The 21,692-nt window shown below is 40.2% G+C and carries 15 protein-coding genes; 3 read left to right on the top strand and 12 right to left on the bottom strand.

Annotated elements, in window-relative coordinates:
- Positions 1-5 precede the first annotated feature (5 nt).
- Entirely contained in the window at positions 6-278 is a 273-nt protein-coding gene (locus tag DV942_RS21640; protein ID WP_145860985.1) for a hypothetical protein, read from the top strand.
- A gap of 211 nt (positions 279-489) precedes the next feature.
- On the opposite strand, the gene DV942_RS21635 is transcribed toward DV942_RS21640, so the two are convergent.
- From DV942_RS21635 to DV942_RS21600, 8 genes are all read right to left on the bottom strand, one after another.
- A complete protein-coding gene (locus DV942_RS21635) occupies positions 490-1,563 on the bottom strand; it encodes an alpha/beta hydrolase family protein (protein WP_145860983.1) in 1,074 nt (357 codons plus the stop codon).
- Entirely contained in the window at positions 1,563-3,545 is a 1,983-nt protein-coding gene (locus DV942_RS21630) for a TlpA family protein disulfide reductase (RefSeq protein ID WP_145860981.1), read from the bottom strand. Before DV942_RS21630 ends, DV942_RS21635 begins: the two co-directional genes overlap by 1 nt.
- Before the next feature lie 342 nt (positions 3,546-3,887).
- Entirely contained in the window at positions 3,888-5,285 is a 1,398-nt protein-coding gene (locus DV942_RS21625; protein WP_145860979.1) for a RagB/SusD family nutrient uptake outer membrane protein, read from the bottom strand.
- 11 nt (positions 5,286-5,296) lie between these two features.
- Positions 5,297-8,884, bottom strand: a complete 3,588-nt coding sequence (locus DV942_RS21620; protein WP_145860976.1) for a SusC/RagA family TonB-linked outer membrane protein — start codon at positions 8,882-8,884, stop codon at positions 5,297-5,299.
- A 42-nt stretch (positions 8,885-8,926) separates the two neighbouring features.
- A complete protein-coding gene (locus DV942_RS21615) occupies positions 8,927-9,946 on the bottom strand; it encodes a FecR family protein (RefSeq protein WP_145860974.1) in 1,020 nt (339 codons plus the stop codon).
- Positions 9,947-10,096: 150 nt separating this feature from the next.
- Positions 10,097-10,708 (bottom strand): RNA polymerase sigma factor, encoded by a 612-nt coding sequence (locus DV942_RS21610; protein WP_186462373.1) that lies wholly within the window; start codon positions 10,706-10,708, stop codon positions 10,097-10,099.
- Between the two features lie 368 nt (positions 10,709-11,076).
- Positions 11,077-11,508 (bottom strand): hypothetical protein, encoded by a 432-nt coding sequence (locus tag DV942_RS21605; RefSeq protein ID WP_145860970.1) that lies wholly within the window; start codon positions 11,506-11,508, stop codon positions 11,077-11,079.
- Positions 11,509-11,713: 205 nt separating this feature from the next.
- Positions 11,714-13,783 (bottom strand): NPCBM/NEW2 domain-containing protein, encoded by a 2,070-nt coding sequence (locus DV942_RS21600; RefSeq protein WP_244950772.1) that lies wholly within the window; start codon positions 13,781-13,783, stop codon positions 11,714-11,716.
- A gap of 308 nt (positions 13,784-14,091) precedes the next feature.
- Here DV942_RS21600 and DV942_RS21595 point away from each other — a divergent pair, with 308 nt between their 5' ends.
- The gene (locus DV942_RS21595; RefSeq protein ID WP_090980342.1) at positions 14,092-15,171 is read left to right on the top strand and encodes an AI-2E family transporter; all 1,080 of its coding nucleotides are present in this window, start codon (positions 14,092-14,094) and stop codon (positions 15,169-15,171) included.
- Between the two features lie 193 nt (positions 15,172-15,364).
- Here DV942_RS21595 and DV942_RS21590 read toward each other — a convergent pair whose 3' ends face one another.
- The 4 genes from DV942_RS21590 to DV942_RS21575 form a co-directional block, all read right to left on the bottom strand.
- Positions 15,365-17,713, bottom strand: a complete 2,349-nt coding sequence (locus DV942_RS21590; protein WP_145860968.1) for a S9 family peptidase — start codon at positions 17,711-17,713, stop codon at positions 15,365-15,367.
- A 197-nt stretch (positions 17,714-17,910) separates the two neighbouring features.
- Positions 17,911-18,681, bottom strand: coding sequence for a hypothetical protein (locus tag DV942_RS21585; RefSeq protein ID WP_145860966.1), 771 nt, complete (start codon positions 18,679-18,681; stop codon positions 17,911-17,913).
- A gap of 2 nt (positions 18,682-18,683) precedes the next feature.
- A complete protein-coding gene (locus DV942_RS21580) occupies positions 18,684-19,223 on the bottom strand; it encodes a hypothetical protein (protein ID WP_145860964.1) in 540 nt (179 codons plus the stop codon).
- Positions 19,224-19,286: 63 nt separating this feature from the next.
- Positions 19,287-20,231, bottom strand: coding sequence for an XAC2610-related protein (locus DV942_RS21575; RefSeq protein ID WP_145860962.1), 945 nt, complete (start codon positions 20,229-20,231; stop codon positions 19,287-19,289).
- Between the two features lie 421 nt (positions 20,232-20,652).
- Between DV942_RS21575 and DV942_RS21570 the strand changes: the two genes are divergently transcribed.
- Positions 20,653-21,654, top strand: coding sequence for a DUF6624 domain-containing protein (locus DV942_RS21570; RefSeq protein WP_145860960.1), 1,002 nt, complete (start codon positions 20,653-20,655; stop codon positions 21,652-21,654).
- Positions 21,655-21,692 lie beyond the last annotated feature (38 nt).

The raw sequence follows: 21,692 nt of genomic DNA, 5'->3' as shown, positions 1-21,692 counted from the left end.
ATAATATGCAACACAACAATCAGTTTACACTTATCCAGGGAAAGTTTACCGTGGAAGACGCAAAGTCAATTTTATTTAACTTTTATAATACCAAAATTAATTTCCATAATTTGCAGCTTATCGCAATTCATGAAGGTAAACCAGGAGACGCCAGGGAGATTGAGCAAAAAGTTTCTGCACTAAAACAGGTGAAACAGGAAATCTCTTCACTATTGTCGGCACCAGACTTTGCCAACGAGTTGCTGGAAATCGAAGGTCATATTACTATAAAACGATAGTAAGTTGGTGTTGGCCATTATTCAAAAAGAAATCTGCATTATTTAGCTCATCTTACATAAAATCGAAGTTGCCAGATTTTCACCAACAATTCAAAAAGCAAATTTTTATCGGGTCAGCCTCTGCCTAAGATGGTGTTTTGACCAGGATTAACCAGTTCAGTATAGATCATGATTACCTTGCTGAACTGGTAAATCACCACCCTGTCATCATCTAAAATTTTTTCTTCAACCAATCAATCATAAGCTTCATGGCTACATCTGAAAAGCCGGCTTTAATCGTAGGAATTTCAGCCTGGTTACAGGTAACACAGGGTAAAAACAAATGATTTAAATTGGGAATCAGCACCGTTTCTACATCGGTATTTCCACCCTGACGCGTATATTCCTTCCAGTGCTGCAGGTTTTCCTTTCCGGCCACCATGAGGTCACTGTCGCCATTTAAAGCCAATACAGGCACCTTAATCTGCGCCAGGGTTTTCACCGCATTATATTGAATAAAAAAGCGGTACCAGGAACTTGTAGCCATTTTCACATAACTATATATCGGAAAGCGGAAGTGATCAAAAGGTTGGTTTAACGTTTTGAAATAAGCATCATCTTTTACCTTCCACAGGTTATAGGTTTCATTTAATTTTGCCTCGATATTGGCGGAGTCTGCATATTTATAGGCCGTTTGAAACATCAATTCATTGATCTGGTTAGAACGGGCTTTATCGTAATCTGGCAGCTGGGCGTTTGCAACCAGATCTCGGTTTTGCCTGATCAAAGCATCCAGTCCGTTGGAAGCCAGCCCGGCAATACTAATCAAAAAAGCGACTTGTTTGCTATTTGACGCTGCAATGCTGATGGCAATGCCCCCTTCACTATGACCCAGCAAACCGATCTTTTTGGCGTTAATTTCTTTACGGCCCCGTAGATAGGCTACCGCAGCAAGGGCGTCATTGGCAAAATCAAGTGTCGTGGCCTTTTCGTACACACCGGTGGTTTTACCAACGCCCCGATCATCAAGCCGGAGTACGGCATAACCGTTTTTGGATAACCCATCTGCAATATCCTGGAATATCTTGTGCCCACCCATGGTACCATCACGGTCTTGTTTTCCCGTACCGGAAACCATTACGATCGCAGTAAATGGACCCTTGCCCGATGGAATGGTTAAAGTTCCACCGTAAGTGATGCTGTCTTTTGCCGAACTAAAGATTACGTCTTCTGAACGATAACTTTGCGCATATGTAAAATGACCAAATAACAACAGCACGAATAAGGAGATGATTTTTCTTTCCATTAGTTTGCGCTTTTGGTGAGTTCAATCAGGCTTGAAATTTCATCGGCCAGGGCCGTCGCGCTCCCCCCGTAGCCAATGGAAATAAACCTTAAATAGCCGTTTCGATCAATGATCAGCTTTTGCGGAATCCCCGAAATACTAAAGGTTTTGGCTATGCGGCTAAATACTTCATCATTGGTTTTAGCACCTTCGGTCTGGTTATCAAACAAAACCTTAAAGGGATATTGATTATCTTTGATGTATTTAGCTACTTCTGCCTGGAAGCCGGCTTTATATTCTTCAGTATCCACAAAAAGGAAAACCACATCCGGATCGTTTTTATACTTCTCTACGGCCAGTTTCATACCTGGGAAGGAAGCTTTACAGGGTACACACCAGGTGGCCCAAAAGTCCATTACAACCGTTTTTCCCTTAAGCGCGGCTAGGGTAACGGTATTTCCTTTCAGATCTTTCATGCTCCATGCAGGCATTTCCTTTTTAATCATCCTGGCTTTTAGTTCTTCCTGATTTTTCTGCAGATCTGCAGGATTTTTAAGCGATTCCACATAAGCCTCAAAACCGGCAGCTGATTTTTTCCGTTTGATGTATAAAGCTTTGAGCATGGCCGTCATTTCAGTCGAACTTTGATTTTCGAACATGCTTTTGATCAGCAGTTTTTCGAGTTCAGCACTTTTACCCAGTTTTTGAAGGGCAATGGCCTGCTCATTATTGATCGCAGCCTGCTTATAATGCTGAATTTGTTGTGCCTCTTGTGTAATGCGAAGCGCCTGAGCATAAAGACCAGCCTTATTAAGTAAACCAGCGTATACCCTTGACACATTAAGTACAAAAAGCCGCTGATATTCTTTCTGCCATTCTATTGGCGAGAGGTAGGCCATACTTTCAGGCCGATGCGTTTTAAAGTATTCAAATCTTTTCACCAGCAGATCTGAATATTCCTTTAAACGATTGAGATTCCCTTTGTCATAAGGAATCTGGATCAGCTTATAATATACATTTGGCAGGGCTTCGAACGATAAAGAATCTACATAATGCGCTACTTCATTGCCGTTCGGATGTTGCATGGCACCAAACACCATGATATTTTGATAAACCATGCCATAACTGATGCGATTCTGGGAATCTATTTCCGGGCTGCTTTTATATTCGGGGAAATCTTCCAGAAACTTTTCTGATGCAGCCAAAATTATAGCTATATCACGGCTTTGTCCAATATTTTTATAGGCCGCTATTCGGGCGAGGCTTCCTTTTGGAAAACGTTGCGCCCAGACTTTTTCAATAGAATCAGCCAGATTTTTATCATTTAAAAGATATTGTGCTATCCGGCGTCCATTGAACAAGTCCAGTTCACTAGCCTCAGGCCTTTTCAAGTAAGCCATTACCCGCTGTAAACGCGGCGTTGCACTATCTTTATAAGTATTTTTTAGCGCTGAAGCGTAGGGATAAGCCAGCATAGACTTTGATGGCTGATTGTAACTGATTTCCTGGTTAAGCCAATGATAGGTAGCCGAATCGCTGATGCCTTCAAATTTGATATAATTCGGGATATCCATGCCATATTTTGGTGAACGGGCCATGCCCCAACCGGCATAGCCACCCGGAGCAATCAGCCCTTTACGCTTAGCGTCAGATAACATCACAAAATAGCCCTGGTCCTGATTGTTATCAATCTGGTCTCCGGAAGTAAATTTAAAACCCAGAAAACCACAATCTGCGGGCACATTAAAAGTTGCCTTCCAAAGGTTTTGCACGCTTTCCAATTTTAGGTCAGCAGCTTTCCATTTGTAATTAATATACTGGTAAACAACTGCACTTACCTGCTTTTTACCCGATAATACGGTCTGCGAAGCATCGTAAGTTATGGTTAAGGCCTTACCACTTTCAGGCCTTTCAGGAGATACCTTAAAAGCTGCAGGAGATTGCGCAAAAACAGCAAGGGAGAACGCCAGTAAAATGTGCAGAAACAGGATTTTTTTTAACATGTTTTTTAATTAAGTGAGATTTTACTATGGGTATAAATGTCATCCTGAGGGATAATTTATCTTATAAAAATCAATATAAATGACAGTAGGTTTTAATGGAAATAAATCTTTTTGAGGAATCGTCATTGCGAGAAGGCTTTTTCAGCCGACGAAGCAATTTTTATAGCAAGAATCTCTAGCATGATAGATTGCTTCGTCGTTTCTCCTCGCAATGACGCCCTTTTTTGGATGCTGTCAATGGTAGCTTGTTGAAAGACGCAATTTTAATTTTTATAAGGCGTTTCGACAGGATCAACATGACAAATCAGACTCAAAATTACATCCTTATATCATTTATAATAATTATGGGTTGGGTTCCAGTTCAGGGTTCAATGAACGGAAATATTCAGCAATTGGAAATACATAACGGTTACTGTTTGGCGCCAGCGTATAGGTAGTACCATTAAATACCCTTGTATAAGTACGCTGAAAATTCGCTTCGTTATTTAACCTGCGCATATCCCACCAGCGAAGCGAAATACCAAAAAACTCACGGCGGCGCTCATCAATAACCTTGTTTAGCGCGTCATTGCCATCAGTGGCCGTCAAAGGTGTATAATCTGCAGTTTTAAATCTTTTTATACGAAGGTTGTTTACCCAGATCATTGCATTGGCGGCATCGCCGGCACGTGCATAAGCTTCAGCACGGATCAGCATCATTTCTGGCACAGAAGGACCTTCATTCCGTGTTTCGCCAATGGCCTTTTCCTTCATGTAAACGCGTCCGCTCAAACTGGTCGAAACCGTAGATGCAGGTACGGTAAATAGTGTATACCGCTGATCTTTGGTACCTACCAGGTTAAACCATTCATCACTGGGTTTTAATACCGTAGGAAAGAAATTTAAAGAATTATTTAAAGGCACTTTAGAAAGCAATATTTCCGGATCTGCAATTCTTCTCGAATAATTTGCATTGCTCACGGCTGTGATGGTTGACAAATCATTCAGGGTACTTCTTAATTTAAGGGCTTCATCTGCATATATGCCAGCATTGGTATAATCCTTCATCATCAGGTAACAGCGGGCCAGTTCGCCATAGGCCGAAGCTTTTGACGGCAGGGTATTATAGGCTTGCGTTTGCGGCAGCGCCGGAATAGCTTTAGTCAGGTCGCTGATGATCTGGTTATACACCTCCTGTACAGAGGCACGGTTTAATTTCTGACTCAAGGTTTGTACCAGGATCAATGGCACGCCCAGGTCGGTTGCTGCTGTTGCGGCATTGTAGGGTTTGGCATAGGTATTTACCAGGTTCAGGTAGGTATCTGCACGGTGTACCAAGGCTTCAGCAGTTAAAGCATCTTTATCTGCCTGGTTGCCATTACTGCCTGGCAATTCGTTAATGATGGTATTACAATTCAAAACATTGGTATACAAACGGTTCCAGTTCAGGTCTTGTTCCACATTCGATCCCAAAGGATAGATAACCTGTTGCCAGGTATAACTGCCCACAAAGTAATTGTAACTTAAGGTTCCGCTAAGTGCTGTCTGTTGCGCTGCATCATTCAGGCTGATATCAGAAGAGGCAAAATCAGAAAGGTTAGCTACCGTTTCAAAATTAGACGTGTTATTGAGCAGGTAGCGGTAATTAATGGTTTGATTGGGTACTAGCTGCCCCTGGGTCTTAATGTCGACAAATTTCTTACAGCCGGTCAATGTGGCTACGGTTAAAAGAAATCCAAAGATTTTATACGATGTATTCATTTTGGTTCAGTTTAAAAGTTAAGGTTAAGGGAGAAATTATAGGATACCGGTGAAGGAAGCCCCAATGTAGAGGAGTTTAAACCACCCACAAAATCCGGATCCAGTCCTTCTTTATTGGCTCTCCAAAGTAAGCCCAGGTTCCTTATAGAGAAGCCTACATTTGCAGACCTGATAAACTTCAGTTGTTCTACCGGAACATGATAGGTTAAGGCCAATTCACGCAGGCGGATATAATCGCCTTTTAAAACATTGATATCCGATTGCTGATAGCGCAGTAAGCTGGTTGGTGCCAGGGCTCCTGCCGCACCAGGTACATTGGTAAAAGCTTCATCTCCTGCTTTGATCCAGCGTCTAGTGATGTCTTCATTCAGATCATATTTCAAGCCCTGACGGGAAGAAGGATATGCCGAAATGGTTGGGCGCATAAATACGTTACCGAACTGATAAGTGGCCACGGCCATTAAGGTGAAGGCTTTATACCTAAATGATGTATTAAAACTCCCAAAGTATGGCGGAGTTCTGCGCCCAGCATATACCAGCGCATTAATAGACGATACATTCTGGCCGGCACTTACCTTATTTCCATTCTGGTCAAAAACCTGGGTTAAACCATTGGCATCTAAACCGGCATTGCGGAACACAAATATCTTGTCGTTGGGATAACCATCCAGCGGTACGCTGCCGAAAGCAGGGTTAGACAGGAAAGACGAGTTTACGATAAAACGGGTATCGGTAATTTTATTGGTGTTGTAAGCAAAATTTAAACCGGCATTCCATTCATAATCCTTTTCGCGGATCACAGTTCCATTCAGGTTAAACTCTGCACCATTGCCCGACATGGAAGCGACGTTTCTGTTGATGGAAGTAAAGCCATAAGTACCATTAATTGGGAACTCATAAAACAGATCTTTACCTCTTTTGCTATACACATCTACCGAACCTGATAAACGGCTATCCAGTAAGGCAAAGTCTATACCTAAGTTTGCCACATAGGTTTTTTCCCATCTCAACTCCGGATTAGCTGGTGCGATGATATTGGCATTGGGTAAACCTGTTACACCGTCTCCCGAACCCAGGCTGATATAGGTAAACGGAAAGGTATCAGTAGAAATGTTTCCATTCACTCCATAAGTAGCGCGCAGGCTTAAGCTGTTCAACCAGTTTTGTGCTTTTAGGAACGATTCTTTTTTGACATCCCATTTTAATCCGGACGACCATAGCGGCGTTGCCCTGAATTTACGATCAACCCCAAAGTTATTGTAATCATCGTAACGCACACTTCCGGATAAGGTATATTTTCCCTTGTAGGTATAAGCCGCATTACTATAATAAGACAGGTATCTTCTTACTTTATCCTGTTGTGAAGGGCTGCCTGGAATACCTTGGTTAAAACCCTGTATAGTGGCATAAGGCGTAAAGAAATTCACCGGTCTTGAAATACCATTTCCGGTATTGTAACCGTATAATACGCTGGTTCCCTGCCCCACTTTAGTTTGACGGATTTCTGAACCGGCAATGGCCGTTAACTGATGATCAGTACTAAATATATGATCGTAGTTCAATTGCCCACGTAAGGTGTAATTGTTGTTGTATCCGTTCAGGTTGTTTAAAATGCCACTTCCCGGAGAAAGTCCGATGGAATTAACGGCTCTTCCTGAAGTTGGAATCGGGGTATAAGTATTTACCAGGTTACGGTAGAAAAAAGTAGCCTCGCTATAATAGTTACGGGTATTCCCAAAACTTCTTTCATTCGCAAAAAAAGCATTGGCTGATAAACCTTTAAAAACAGGAACATTCAGGTTCAGGTTAAAATTATAGTTGTTTTCACTTTGTAAATTGTCCACATTATCCATCTCATCAAGCACACTATATTTCCAATCCAGGTAACCCTGATTCTGCAGGTTATCTACCCAACCAGCATAATAAGTGGTAGAATAAGCCTTCCGGTTGCCGTTTTCATCTACAAATTGACTATAGGGCATAAAGGTACTGGCTGATGGCGATAACAGGTTGGTGAGGCTTACCGCACCGGTTTTATATTTAAAGAAGGAGGCCCTGAAATTTGCAGATAATGTGGCTACTTTAAACAATTTGAAATTATTGTTCATAGCTAAAGTTAAGCGCTGGCCCTCAGCACCTTTTGTGTAAGGATTTTCTTTGCTGTAAGAAGCGGAATAAAAGTAATCGCTATTTTTTCCTCCACCTGATACCGAGAGATTATACTGCTGGTTACTGGAAGGGCGCAACAGGTAATCATTGATTTGCGAACGGTTATCTAGCGCGCTCAAACGACTGATCGCACCATCATAATCAGCCTGGCTAATGGTTTTGGCTTTTAGCTTAAAAGTTAGGTCTGTGGCTTCTGATACCGCTCCGCTAAATGCTGTAGTTGCGCTTGGTGCAAAAATCAGGTTTTTGGCCACAAGGTCCTGCTCGTATGCAATTGTCTGTGCAGCATTCATCATGTTCAGATAACCAAGGTCAGGACGATTAGCCACTGCGGCATTCATAGAAAAGCTGACCTGAGGTGCCTGACCGGTTTTACCTTTTTTAGTGGTAATTACAATTACACCATTTGCTGCGCGGGTTCCCCAGATAGAGGCCGCTGCTGCATCTTTCAGAAAGGTAATATTTGCAATATCGTTCGGGTTGAGCGTCGATAAATCGAGTTCCATAATCGCACCATCTACCACAACCAGCGGAAAGGTTTCTCCCCTTAAGGTATTACTACCCCTGATCTCCATGTTGTAATCGGCCTTGCCTAATGCACGGGTTCCGGAGTTAATACCTTGCTGGGTAGTTCCATAAGTAAATATGTTATCCGTGTTTAAAGTTACCTTTAATCCAGGCACCAGTGATTCTAAGCGCTGCACCACGTTTGGCGTCGGGATTTTTTTCAGGTCTTCTGCCGTGACACCAAATGCTGCTCCGGTTGAGCGCTCTTTAGGTAATATCTGATAACCATTTGAAACGATATTCACATCTTGTAATTGATTACCTGCTGCAGGAGTTAGCAATACATTCAGGTTTTTGGTACTAGCTGTTACGGGTAAATTATTGGTTTGGTAACCCAGGTAAGAAAAACTAATGGATGTAGTCGTATTTGGTACAAAAATCGCATACTTTCCGTTTCCATCTGTAGTAACCACACGGTTTGATCCGTTAGATTTTATGGTAACGCCAGGCAGCGGATTATTGCTTTCATCTGCCACCTGCCCCGAGATGTAAAATTCTTTACTGTTATTACCACTGCTTACCTCAGGCAGGTTGGTCTGAGCATTTACATCGAGGTTTTTTCCGTCTCTGCTTACAATCGTATAATTTCCTTCGCTCACGTATAAGAATAATAAATTGTTAGGATACAATACATTTTTCAGCGCTTCATCTACCGATTTTGCTTTCAAACTTGCCGTAGATGCTGTTTTTCCCTGTACAATACTGTGTTCGTAAGCAAACTTGGTTTTGTATTTTTTCGAAATGGCATCAAGCGCCTGTTGCAGACTGATTTGCTGATCTTGAGCCGCCGCCTGGAATGCAGCGCCAAAAGCCAGCACTACCACCATCAGAAAATAAATGGGTCTGGTAAAGTTTTTGTTCATGTTTGATTAGTTTGGTTGTTTGTTGATAATATGGGCCGGCATTTATCTGCGTTTGAGATAAATAACCTTGCCTTGTTTTTGGATATTTACATTTAAAATATGGCTCAGGGTAAAGAGCAAGCCCTCTTCGCTTTTGATCGAAATGCTGCCATCAATCTTTTTCTCACCAAGTGTCGGATCATCCAGAATCACCCGGTACCCATAAACATCTTCGAAATTTCGCAGGATTTCGTTAACCGTGGTTTGGTTAACGATTAAACGGCCATCTGTCCAGGCTGATTGCTGTAGCGAACCAAGCTTTTCTACCGTTAACAAACCGTTGCGACTATTTACCTGTACCACATTGCCAGGATACATCTGGTAATGCTGTCCGGTTTTTACAGCCCGTACCCGCACACTGCCTTCAACCAGGGCAACATGAGCCATACCACGTCTTTCCTTTATATTAAACGTAGTACCTAAAACCTGCACTTCTATAGTCCTGGTTTCTGCCTTAAATAATTCGCCGGCTTTGATATGAGCGGTGTTATGATTGAGGTGTCTGACTTTGAAATAGGCTTCACCCTCCAGTTTAACTGCCCTGTTTTCTTTCCAGACATAAGCCCGTGGATAACTCAAGGTAGAGTTGGCATTTAAAATCACCTCAGAACCATCTGGCAGCGCAATCTTTTTTTGTTCGCCAAAAGCCGTATGAATACTCACGGTAGAATTCAGGAACCAGCCGATAAATAATGCCACGATTAAACTGGCGGCCAGCCCTCCTGCCCAAAAGTATTTTTGCCTGCTGATTTTTATTTTTCTGTGTCCCTTTGCGATAGACTGATGAATGGCTGCTAACAGGTTTTCTTCTAAATGGAGAGAAGTTTTAAAAGGCTTGGGACTGAGCATTAGTCGCAGCTGCAATTCGGCATCCGAAAATGCAGCAAGGTTTTGCGGTTGTGCCTTCTGCCAGTTTTCCCAGAAAAGCCTATCTTCTGGCAGCTGATATTTTACATAACGCAGAAAATCGGGATCTTCTAAAAAATCGCTTGTTGTAAAGGTAGTATAGTTGTGTTTGGTCATAAAACAGTGTGACCAATGATGGCCATACTATTATACAAACAAGAAAGAAAAGGAAATTACCCCATGGAAATTAAATTATTTTAAAAATATTTTCCATCGGTAAAAAATGGCTTGGCAGCGTTATAAATAAAGGCCATCTGATTACTTCACTTAGATATGCCATTTATGGAGCTTGTTTAATTCGAGTAATAACAATACCAATGAGGTCTTATCTACTTTCATAATCTCGCGCAAGGCATCTAATGCCCTTGCACTAAGCTTGTAGGTACCCTTGGTACTCAGATCCATAATTTCTGCAATCTGGCTATAATCCAGTTCTTCAAAATATTTGAGGTAAATAATTTCTTTTTGCCTGGGTGTCAGCTGATTCATGGCTGCTGCCAGTTGTACAGCCTTTTGGTTCATTTCTTCTTTGCGGATATAGGCAGATTCAAGGGTGAAGTTTAAATCAAAAAGATATTCGTCGCTTGCTTCCACTTTCTCGTATTTCGATTCCTTTGTCCGGTGGTTAACGATGGTATTGCGAAGGGCAGCGAGCAGATAATAGCGGATCTGCGTTGTTGGATTGAGTGTTTTTCGGTTTTCCCAAAGTTTAACGAAAAGGTTGTGCAAACAATCTTTCACCTCATCTTCCTGATGGAGCATGCGCATTCCATATTGGTATAATGACTGAAAATGTACCTTATAGATTTGATCCAGGGCATCTTCCTCGCCATTAAGTAGGCGGGACCAAAGGGCAGTATCCGAAAGTTCAGGATTCAAGTTTGACTGTTGATAACCAAAGATACAACTCCTTTGTAAAAAAGGAATTTAACAGGACATTTCTTTTTTGGCGAGTGTAACTCCCAGAAACAACGTGCTCATTATTTATTCAGCACTTCACATGTTAAAAGCCAGTTGATGATTTTAGTGATTATCCAAACAATAAGCATTTAAAATTTATGCTCAACTTTACCTTGTGCATAATCGTAAATATCATCTACGTTTATTTACTTAAATCCAGACTCAATGAGCTTTTACGGATGAGTTTTAAGACGTATTTTTCATCTTTAACAAAATAGTAGTCACAGTATAGCCATTTGAAACCAGGTTGGGTGATGTTTATCAAAGGCTTATATATTCTAATGTTGCTATTCCACATTGCCTTTATAGACTACCTGATCTTTAAGGTAGAGAATTGATTTCTTCGCATCATAACGGTAAGTACCGTTTCCATAAATCAAATCTCCGGTTTTATTTAAAAGTACGGAGTGCTGATCATCATCTGGCAGAAACAACTCTACTTTAGCCTGGTCATCACTCATCAGCACGAAAGCGCTGATCATCTCCCTGTCCTTTTCAACGGCTACCGGATTTAATCGAAATCCAACATTGAAAATTTGTATACAATCATTTTTCAATTTGCTCCAGGTATACCCGGCTGAGCCTATACATCCATGCTCGTCCTGATCAGCTCCGACATTTACTGTATCTTGCTTACCTTTCTGTTCCGATTTGCCGGCTCGTTCTCCACAGGCAGAGAACAACATCATTACAATAGCTACTATCGCTAATCTGTTCATATCAATTAGTTTAGATTTCTGACACAAACAATAAATATGCCATCTAAAATCTTATTTCCTTAAGAAACGACGATTATAGGCAAAATTGCAACCGCAGCAGCACCAATAACAACTCATAAATGGAGTTAATTTTTAGTGTAAGCAGATGCCAAACAAAATGAGAAATTGTTTTAATTACGTTTGGCATCTGATAGAGCGCCAGATTTTATTTTAAAGCTGAGAACTTATACAATAATACACCATGTGCCGGCACTTTTAGCTTTATTTTTGAGGTGTTGGCATCTCCTGTAGCTATTTGCTGCTGTCTCCATAGATCTCTTACGCTAAAACGACCTTTTAACCCCAATTTTTTAAAATCTGCATAATCCATATCTACAGGCTCTGTTCCGAAATTGCAGAAACCAACAGCCTTTCCTCCATCTTCCAGTTCTTTAACGTAAATCCTTAAATCGCCAATAGTTTGCAAACAAACGCCCTGTTTCCCAAGCGGATCCTGATTAATCTCAATTACCTCATCATTGGTAAGCAGGTTTAGGGTGAAATCATCCAGTTTTTCCATATCACATCCTATCAATAAAGGTGCTGCAAACATGCTCCATAAGCTGATGTGTAAATATTGTTCATCTGGCTTTAACTTGCTTGGGTGAGGATTTCCCCAACCAACCTGGCCCACTACCAGCATATCAGGATCGTTCCAGTTGCCTGGTTTGGCGTAAGGGGCCGCCTGATCTTGTGCCAGCGCAATACTTTTCACGCTAGACCAGGTGTCGGTAATATCGTTAGTCGTTCTCCACGCACTTCCATGTACCGAATCGCCCCATTTCCAAACATCAGACATGCCGTACTGGCATAAACTAAAAACAATATCCCTCGGCTGCGCACGTAAAAAATCTCCCATCATTTTAAATGGTTTTACAGCGGTATTTAATTTTTCGCCACCTTTATAAGATAGTGATGAAACTTTATAAGGGTCATTATCCGGCAAACCATCAATTACGTTACCATAGCTGCACCAGTCATACTTTAGGTAATCAAAACCCCATTTAGCATAGCTTTTGGCATCGTTTTTTTCATAACCGTAACTACCGGCACAGCCTCCGCAAGTCCATGGTCCGGGACTAGAATACAAACCGATTTTCAACCCCAGATGATGTACATAATCAGCAAGACCTTTCATGTCCGGAAATCTTTTGTTGGTTATGATATTTCCTGCCTCATCGCGGAATTTACCCTGTAAGTCAGGGTCTTTTGAATCGCGGCTGTTTTGCCAAAAGTCGTCAATGTTGATGTAAGTCCAGCCGTGATTAATCAACCCACTCTTTACCATAGCATCAGCAGCACGTTTTATTTTATCTGCAGATACCTCATGGGCAAAACAGTTCCAGCTGTTCCAGCCCATTGGAGGCGTTAAGGCAATGCGATCGCCACATACTATTTTGAATTTTCGTTCGGCCGTACCCCTGGCATTTTTCGCCTTTAAGGTAACCAGATAGGTTCCCGCTTGCGTAATTTTACCGGTAATCAGACCAGTTTTGTTGTCTATTTTCAATCCTTTAGGCAAATTCAAAGCGGTAAAAGTCAAAGGTCTTTCGCCGGTTGCCGTAACCCGATGCTGGAACGGGGATCCGGGCCGCACACCAAATACTTTTGCTCCGGTAAATTTGGGAAAAGCTGCTGGTTTTGGCGTTAATATATAAGGGGTAGAAGAAATTGGATTATACGTTTTGAAGGTGTTTACCCCTATCGCCTCAAACTTAGCATCTGCCCAGTTTACATGATCGTAATAATCGCCATTACCTCCATCTGTAACCATAAGTTCTAATTTGTTTATCCCTTCCAGGTTAACCTGACATGATTTAGCTTCCTCTCCTACTTTCATTATACCACTGCTCCAAAGTTGCTTACCGTCGCCCATAACCACAAATTCGGCTGCTGGTTGTTGTCCTTTCACTTCATCATCAATGCCCACCATGGCAGAAAAGGATTTTGCTTTTCCATCTAGAATAACCGTTAACAGGCTGGTTGCATGGCTTCCGAAACCTCTTTCGAAGGTTTTGCCTGCTATACTCATTGTTCTGCCATCAACGGTTTTGTTTTTTCTGGGGGTTCCATACCCCTGGGTAGCACTGCTTAAGTCTAACTCATCTAACCACACGGTTTTAGTAGAAGATTGAGCAATGGCCAAAAAACTTAACATGACAAAGCTGATGCTTAGCATTAGGTGTTTTATTAATTTCATGATGATTTCGAAATAGGTTTGTTTATCAGTGTGCAATAAATATTTGGTTTAAGCATTAATGTAAATGCCTATGGTAAAAATCTAACTACCTTGACAACAAATTTAGTTGGGCGAGGTATAGCAATAGGGTACACTTGTATGGTTAACTTACAATAATGTTAAATAACCGGGGGGTTATCCATCAACGCGTACACCGGTATTTCATTTTCAGGCATATCATATTCGGTTTGTGGTTTGAATCAGCAAATGTAACATTTACTTTGTGAAAGGAGTATTTGAATTGGCGGCATAAACTTTACAGCTGCAGTCAAACATTTTTGTATTAAACAGGGTTAGTTTGATACATGGACATTAAATCAAATAACGGAATCTTTAGGACGGTTACTTCAATTATCCTCTACACGGCCGGACTTATCATTCTGCTCTGGTTTCTATTAAAAATTCTAAGCATCGTGCTTCTGGGTATTTTTGCTATCGTTTTAGGACTAATCATTAATGCTCCGGTAAGTCGGCTTGAAAAAAAAGGGATGAAGCGCTGGCTGGCGAGTTTGATTGTATTTTTTATCATTTTTGGGATTACGGCATTGCTTGGCTGGATGGTGGTTCCACACATGAGCGATCAGCTGGATGTTTTGATCGGTAACCTGCCAAAGTATTACGCCAGCGTATCGGGTTACCTGGATTCATTGTTACGCAAATTTCCTGAACTGAGGAAAGAAATGAGTGAGGGAGGCTCGTCAATTTCTTCAGCTATACCTTCTATTGGCAACACCGTAATGGGAATTGGAAACTTTTCGTTTTCGATTCTGGGAGGTATTTTTGTATTCATTGTATTTGTTTGCATGGTTGTGTTTTTTGTAGGAAATCCCAAACCGATCATCGAGCTTTATCTAACTGTATTTCCGGTAAAACAAAGGGAAAAAGCAGAAAATGCGATAAAACACACTTCGGTGATGCTGGTGGGCTGGATGAAATCCAATCTCATTGGCGGCGCTATTGAGGCGGTATTGGTATATGGTTTTCTAACCTTAATGAACGTTCCGGGTGCACTGGTTTGGGCTGCACTGGCTTTCTTTTCTGAACTTGTCCCAAAAATCGGATTTTATATCATGGCGATTCCCCCTACCCTGGTTGCACTCTCCGTGAGCCCGGCAACTGCACTTTGGTGCCTGGTATTCTTTTTATTATTGAATGAACTGATTTCAGATTTTTTGATGCCTAAACTTCGTTCCTCAACCATGAATATTCATCCGATGTCATCGCTGTTTTTGTTATTGGCCATGGGCACAGCATTTGGACTAACTGGCGCGCTGCTATCCACACCGCTTGCAGCCATCATCAAAGCATATTACGAAGAATTTTATCTACGACAGTTTCCGGAAGATCCACAACTGGAGCAACGGACTAATGATATCGTTTACTGATAACCTGATTTTCAGCATATACGGTAGGAACTGCCTAGATTGGGATACCGGTTACGCAGGAAAACTTAGCCAATGGGCACCGGTACTCATCTGCCCTTAATAAAAAAATGTGCCGCTAAATCTAATGGAAGATTGATGCGGCACATTTTTTTTGTGGATTGAATAACTTTCTGGTCAGATATTTTACCAAAAATTATTGAACCATATTCACATCAAAGCCTTTCCAGTTTTTTAAATGATCCACGAAATAATTACTGATTAAATTTCTATAATAATCGCCACTTACTTCATGAGCGATACCTGGCAGGATCATTAAGTCAAATCTTTTATTGTTTTTAATCAGGGCGTTGGCCAAACGTATGGTATTTGCAGGATGTACATTATTGTCCATATCGCCGGTTACCAATAAAATTCTACCTTTTAAATTTTTAGCCAGTTCGATGGTAGTTGGTGCACTGCTGCTAAAAGAAGCATGCAATTTACCTAGTGAGTCTACGGTAGCAGGTTTAGTTTGCTCAACCCCCTGATAGGTTTCTGTCCAGAATTTTCCGTAGATGTTATTATCGTGATTACCAGATGACGACACCCCGACTTTGAAAAAATCAGGATAGGTTAGCATTGCCGCTGCTGTCATAAATCCTCCTCCCGAATGCCCGTAAATACCCACCCGGTCTAGATCCATATAGGGATAACTTTCAGCCAATTGTTCTACTATATACTTGCAATCTACTAATGCATAATCTCGTAAATTGCCGTGTCCAAAAGTATAGAAATCCCGTCCGCGAAGCGGCGATGAGCCCCGATAACCAAATTGCAGTACAATAAAGCCCAGATCGGCAAGTTTTGCATTGTTACTTGGCGTAATATTAAAACCTTGTGGTATGCCATCAACCTGAGGTCCGGGATATACATTACAAATCACGGGATATTTTTGATGAGGATCAAAATCAGCTGGTGTATAGATGATCCCGTATAAATCTGTAATATGATCAGCCGCCTTAACTTTTCGCAGTATCGGCATGTTTAAGCCGTAGTCAGTTAAAGTACGATGATCCAACATTGGAATGACCGTCCGCACTTTTCCATTCATATCCCTTATTTCACATTTGGGTAAACTGTCTACAGAAGAATAGCTGTCGATGATAAATTTTTTATCCAGGGACGGCATAATGGAATGATCACCCTGCCCCGGTGTTAATTCAACAAAGCCAGAACCATCCAGGTTCACTTTGTAGAATTTTTTATGGTAGGGATTATTTGCAGATTTGTAGCCAAAGCCTTCCAAAATCATATAACGCGCCTTAGTATTTACATCGACAATATTGCCGGCAACAAAATCACCTTTGGTAATGGCATTCTTCAGTTTACCTGTATGGTCATACAAATAGTAAGCACCTTTACCTGTGCGTTCAGACCACCATATAACCTCCTTACCCTCATTAATCACCATATAAGTCTGCAATTGATCGTTTAGAATTGGTTTTCCAACTTCAGTGATCAGTACAGTAGTCTTGAAGGTATATGGATCTACCCTACACAGTTGTATGGTATCTACCGTACGGCTCTCCCGCGTAAAATAGATTCCCCCAGATTGCTGGTTTTGATTCATTTTCACTTCCTGGTCAGGAAAACGATCAATATTTATTTTTTGCATTTTAGCGTTATCTGCATTCAATAGCCATAACTCATACTGCGTTACATTCTCATCGCCAGGCAATTCGTATTTATAATCTACCCGAACGGGTGCATATATGGCTAAACTATTGATTAAAGTCAGGTCTCTCACTTTGCGCTGATCCGACCGTAAGGCAAAGCCGATATGTGTATCTCCTAACCATTCCCCCAGCCATGGTCCGCGTTGACCTCTGTTATGGTTAGAGACGGTTTTTCTTGCGAATGAATAATTAGGATCTCCGTCGTAGGTCAATTGAACCACCGAATCCTTTCCCAAAGCACCTGATTTTTTTAAGAAGAGATTATGGTTGTTAGCGTAAACACCGTATGCCCCATCTTTTGTATAAAATGTCCAGATATCTTTACGAGGTACTGCTTTTACAGGAAAAGGCTTGCTGGCGGATTTACCTGGATCAACCTTGCCAAAAATGCCTTTTTTTAAATCATACTGCAGCGCTACACCTTGTACGTTGCATAATAAGATAGCTGGATCTGTTGGCGAAACACCCTGGATACTGAAATCTACCTTCGTAGGGTGTACGGATTGTGACAGGTAAGCGGATGTAAGTTCAACAAGTTCATTGCCGTCAAACAATCGTATACTTTTGCTATGATCAGGATCGGCAATATAATAGGTTTTTAATCCGGCGGCACTACTGGTATTATAGAGTATTAAGTCGCTGTTAAATATCCACGAAGGCTGGACCAGCGCCGCGGAAATCACGCTGCGTACTGAATCTCTTTGTGAGCCGGTTAACACTTTTTTGCCTTTATTGATTGTTGCGGGTTGCTGTTGGGCTAGTGCAGTAGAAAACACCAAAGCTAAAATTGACGCCAGACCAATTTTGCCGGCGGATAATGATATCATACTTACAGGATTTATTTGGCTACTGAAATTTGAAAGTTCGCGTAGCTACCGAACAAAGTGCAAGTATAGAAAAATAGTTGTATTCTGACAATTAGCCTTGCTATGATTTAGAACAGTTAAAATCAAATTGTTTTTTTATTCATATAATCGTTCAGCTTTTTTTGCGTAAAAAAAGTTTTAGCGCGAATCAGCTGAGTCTATTTTACCCTCTTCAAATGAATATACTTCAAATCGCATTCACCAATTTTCACATACCTGTTCATCGCATTGCCAGTGTTTTGAATAACAATTTCACCATCACTTAACAAACCCTGAACAACGGTCGGTAATTGTTCATTTCCAGAAAAACTCTCTTCATTGTTATCTTTGGTCACATCGCCACTGTCTTCATCCCATTCAATACCGTGAAAATCGATATAAACTAAGTTTTCATCCAGGCTTCTACTGAAGGTAATTTTGCCATTTAAATTTCTTGTAGAACTATAAAAATGGTAGCGATATTGCCCTTTACTTTTGGAAATGGTCACACTTAAAGCACATTGATCTTGTTCATCTACCTGGTAATTGCCAATAAGATTGTGGGGCAACGACGGGATAGTTTTATTGGTTGGGGTTAACCGTATGGGATATGCTTTTTTCGAAGATAAACTTTCCCATTTGCCATTAAAACCATCCTTTGTGAACTTGCCGGTAATTTTTGCTCTTTTTACGTTTAGGTAATCAAACTCGTAAATAGTAGCAATACCATTAATCACTTCCCCTGCAAGCCTGATTTCTGCGCCGATGTTCTCGTAATAGTAAAAACCGCTCAGCTTTCCTTTGGTATTTTTTAAGCTGAAAACGACACCAATTTTACGCCCGAATTTACCAGTGAAATTCCCGTTAAAGCTTTGTAAATTAGTTGCTGATAAAATATCTGCAAAAACAATAAAACCTAGAAACAACAGGCAGGAAAAATGATTTTTCATGTTTAATTCCTTTTTTCAAATTCCACCCAATCTTTAAGCATGTAGACAGATGGAGGTTTAATATCAGACTCCTTAATCAAATGTACTTCTACAAAAGCGCCGGTTTTCTTAAAATATTTAATTTTGGTATTATGCATGGCTCCAGACGAATAGTAAGCACCAAACTTACATCTGTAAGGATTATGTTTTACGTCAGAAGTAAAAACAGAGAATAAGATCATCTTTCTGGAGCTGGTATCTGGTTTTTCGTAACCAAAAATTCGATAATCTGCCCTAATATTATCATAAACATTGAGCGAGCTGTCGCTGAGGTTGATCATTGCCTTTTGAAAAAACGCCTCATTCATTTGGGTATCTTTGTCATTTCTAATGGTATCTTTTTTTTCTGTTTTTTTAGCGGGGATGCGATCTTGTTTAACCACAGCTATGCCATCCTTTTTAGTTTTTAAAGTATCTGTTGTTGTATTTACGATCTCCGTAGTTGGCGTATATCGGCAACCCAAAAATGTAACTATTATTAATGCGGTTATGATACCTTTCATTCTGTTTAAGCTATTTTTTATGCAGTTATCCATTCGGCTGTATAGATTGACAATGCTCCGTATTTATCCTCTTTTTTTATAATCCCTCAATTTCACCGACCTGCCATTTTCAATTTTGTATTCCTCGTAGTGCGTAAAAGTATCGTTTTCATAAATACGTTCTGCTTTCACTAATAAGAGTTTTCCGTTTTGCCAGCGATAATACATCTTTCCTTCATTCCCGTTACCGTCTGCATCATATTTATAAATTTGTTTTTTAAATGAATCAAAAAATACGACACCCAAATCATCTAAAGTTTTGTTTTTAATAAAGCTTTTACGTGTTACATCATATACGAAATACACATAGCCATAATCTCCTTTTATTCTATCCGGATAAAAAACAGGCAATTTTATATCCAGATAACCATCGAAATTTACATCTTCCAGTTCTACCTTATCTTTAACTAAATCATATTTATCAAAATCATGAAGTATCCATCCTGAATTTTTATTGGCATTAATTTTTAGGGAGAGCAAGGTGAAATAGCCCACCGAATTTTCAGTCATCGAATCCTCGTCAGGCTTGGTCTTCGACATGATAAAATCGAAGCTAAGTGGATTAAACGCCTGCAAATTTTCGCGACACTGCAACTTGATGTCCAGCGTTTTTTCTCTATTCGTTTTTTTGCCCCAGCTACCCGCTAAGGCCTTTTGCAATATATAAGCCATTTTGAAATAACCTGTAGTTTCAATTTTTTTCGATTTAGCGTTATATGCACTTTCTTTGAGGAACATTTTGTCATCTTTTAAAGTGCCCTCCAGATAGAGCTTGCTACCGTAGCCATTTTTGATATAGTAGTATTCTCCAAAAATGCTGTCATTATAGTTGTTTAAACTCAGTTTCATTTCTATTGGGTATTTACCAATTTTACCCGTAAAATTTAGATTAGCAGTCAACTTTGCTTTTTGAGCATTGGCCTGACCAAAAATCATTACCAGTATCACTATAAGTATTGTTTTCGCCATACTATTTATAGTCTTTATTATTTTTTCCTGATCGCCTGCTCTGCCAGATAATTGCTACGGCCACAAGAGGTACGATGAAAATTTAATATATTTTATAGCGCTGTATCGCCTGCGCCCAGGAAATAAAAGTATAAAAATAATATGATATCGGATATTAGCCTGGAAAGACAGTTTACATGGACGGAAGTACTTAGCCAGAACACCTGGTTGAGTATTTAAATGATGACTTAAGCTGATAATTAAAATTCCCCTAATCGATTTACTCAAAAAATCTTACGCAACGAACTATTCTTTTTTGTGTCTTATAACCTAAACTATTACCTTTTTTCTGATCATTTTGTTTATTATACGCAGGATGGCAATCTTAAATACACTACTAAACTTATCAAGGTTCAGCTTCAATTTTAAATTTAAAGATAAAATGATAAAAAAAATAATTTCCATTTTAGTACTTCTGTTAACATTCAGCACAAGCAGCAACGCACAGGAATTGAAATATTTTGTAAATATTGATTCCGCGATGAAGTTTTACCACGATAAAAGATACCATGAGGCCGGGCAAGCTTTTGACCAGGCATTAAAAGAATTTAATGGGAATACCACACAGACAAATTTATACAATGCGGCATGCGCATGGAGCTTGGCAGGAAATAACGATAAGGCTTTTCTTTATCTCCAAAATATCCTTAACAATAAAATGATCAAAAGCTGGGATGATCCCGTTGACTTTTATAATATGTTAATTAAGGACACCGATTTTGAGCCGATTAAAGTCGACCCTCGGTGGACAAGTTCATTAAATGAGGCAAAGAATAAAAAAAATACTTTTTTAAATGGCATTAAGCGGGATATTGCCGACAGGATAAGGAAAATTGGAGCGGCAGACCAGTCAATTAGATTTAAACTGGATTCGGTTAGAAAGGTTGACGGATTGAACTCTACAGCCGAGAAAAAACTTATTTTGGTAATGAAAAAACAGGATTCAACTAATTTTCGCGCATTTGAAACCATTATTAAACAATATGGATGGCTCGGCCCCACTGAGGTAGGATATAAGAACAATCAGTATCTATTTCTTATTTTGCAACATGCTGATCTTGATGCCCAGAAAAAATATCTACCGCTGTTCAAAAAAGGCCTTAAGGATGGAAAGGTATTGCCAAAAGATTTTGCCTATTTAGAAGATAGGATAAATATGAGAGTAGGAAAAATGCAACAATATGGATCACAGACATTAATAGATAAAGTAAGCAAAAAATACATCCTCTATCCTATAGCTGACATCGATAATGTGGACGAAAGACGGGCTAAGGTAGGATTGGAATCTTTAAAGTCTTACATGAAATCATCTTTCAATATAGATTTCGACATAAATCAATATAAAAAAGAACTTCCTGAGCTAAAAAAAATGTATTTAAAGTAACTTTTATTCGTGACAGTAACGATTGAAGCGTAAGGCCG

This window comes from Pedobacter suwonensis (genome assembly GCF_007833675.1).
In the GTDB taxonomy this organism is placed as follows: Bacteria; Bacteroidota; Bacteroidia; order Sphingobacteriales; family Sphingobacteriaceae; genus Pedobacter; species Pedobacter suwonensis.
Note: the sequence above shows the minus strand (reverse complement) of the source record. Positions and strands in the feature narration are given on the sequence as shown.

What these genes read in the sequence shown, in the direction of transcription:
- DV942_RS21640 (WP_145860985.1), top strand. Translation starts at nt 6, where the DNA reads ATGCAACACAACAATCAGTTTACACTTATCCAGGGAAAGTTTACCGTG.
- DV942_RS21635 (WP_145860983.1), bottom strand. Translation starts at nt 1,563, where the DNA reads ATGGAAAGAAAAATCATCTCCTTATTCGTGCTGTTGTTATTTGGTCAT.
- DV942_RS21630 (WP_145860981.1), bottom strand. Translation starts at nt 3,545, where the DNA reads ATGTTAAAAAAAATCCTGTTTCTGCACATTTTACTGGCGTTCTCCCTT.
- DV942_RS21625 (WP_145860979.1), bottom strand. Translation starts at nt 5,285, where the DNA reads ATGAATACATCGTATAAAATCTTTGGATTTCTTTTAACCGTAGCCACA.
- DV942_RS21620 (WP_145860976.1), bottom strand. Translation starts at nt 8,884, where the DNA reads ATGAACAAAAACTTTACCAGACCCATTTATTTTCTGATGGTGGTAGTG.
- DV942_RS21615 (WP_145860974.1), bottom strand. Translation starts at nt 9,946, where the DNA reads ATGACCAAACACAACTATACTACCTTTACAACAAGCGATTTTTTAGAA.
- DV942_RS21605 (WP_145860970.1), bottom strand. Translation starts at nt 11,508, where the DNA reads ATGAACAGATTAGCGATAGTAGCTATTGTAATGATGTTGTTCTCTGCC.
- DV942_RS21595 (WP_090980342.1), top strand. Translation starts at nt 14,092, where the DNA reads ATGGACATTAAATCAAATAACGGAATCTTTAGGACGGTTACTTCAATT.
- DV942_RS21590 (WP_145860968.1), bottom strand. Translation starts at nt 17,713, where the DNA reads ATGATATCATTATCCGCCGGCAAAATTGGTCTGGCGTCAATTTTAGCT.
- DV942_RS21585 (WP_145860966.1), bottom strand. Translation starts at nt 18,681, where the DNA reads ATGAAAAATCATTTTTCCTGCCTGTTGTTTCTAGGTTTTATTGTTTTT.
- DV942_RS21580 (WP_145860964.1), bottom strand. Translation starts at nt 19,223, where the DNA reads ATGAAAGGTATCATAACCGCATTAATAATAGTTACATTTTTGGGTTGC.
- DV942_RS21575 (WP_145860962.1), bottom strand. Translation starts at nt 20,231, where the DNA reads ATGGCGAAAACAATACTTATAGTGATACTGGTAATGATTTTTGGTCAG.
- DV942_RS21570 (WP_145860960.1), top strand. Translation starts at nt 20,653, where the DNA reads ATGATAAAAAAAATAATTTCCATTTTAGTACTTCTGTTAACATTCAGC.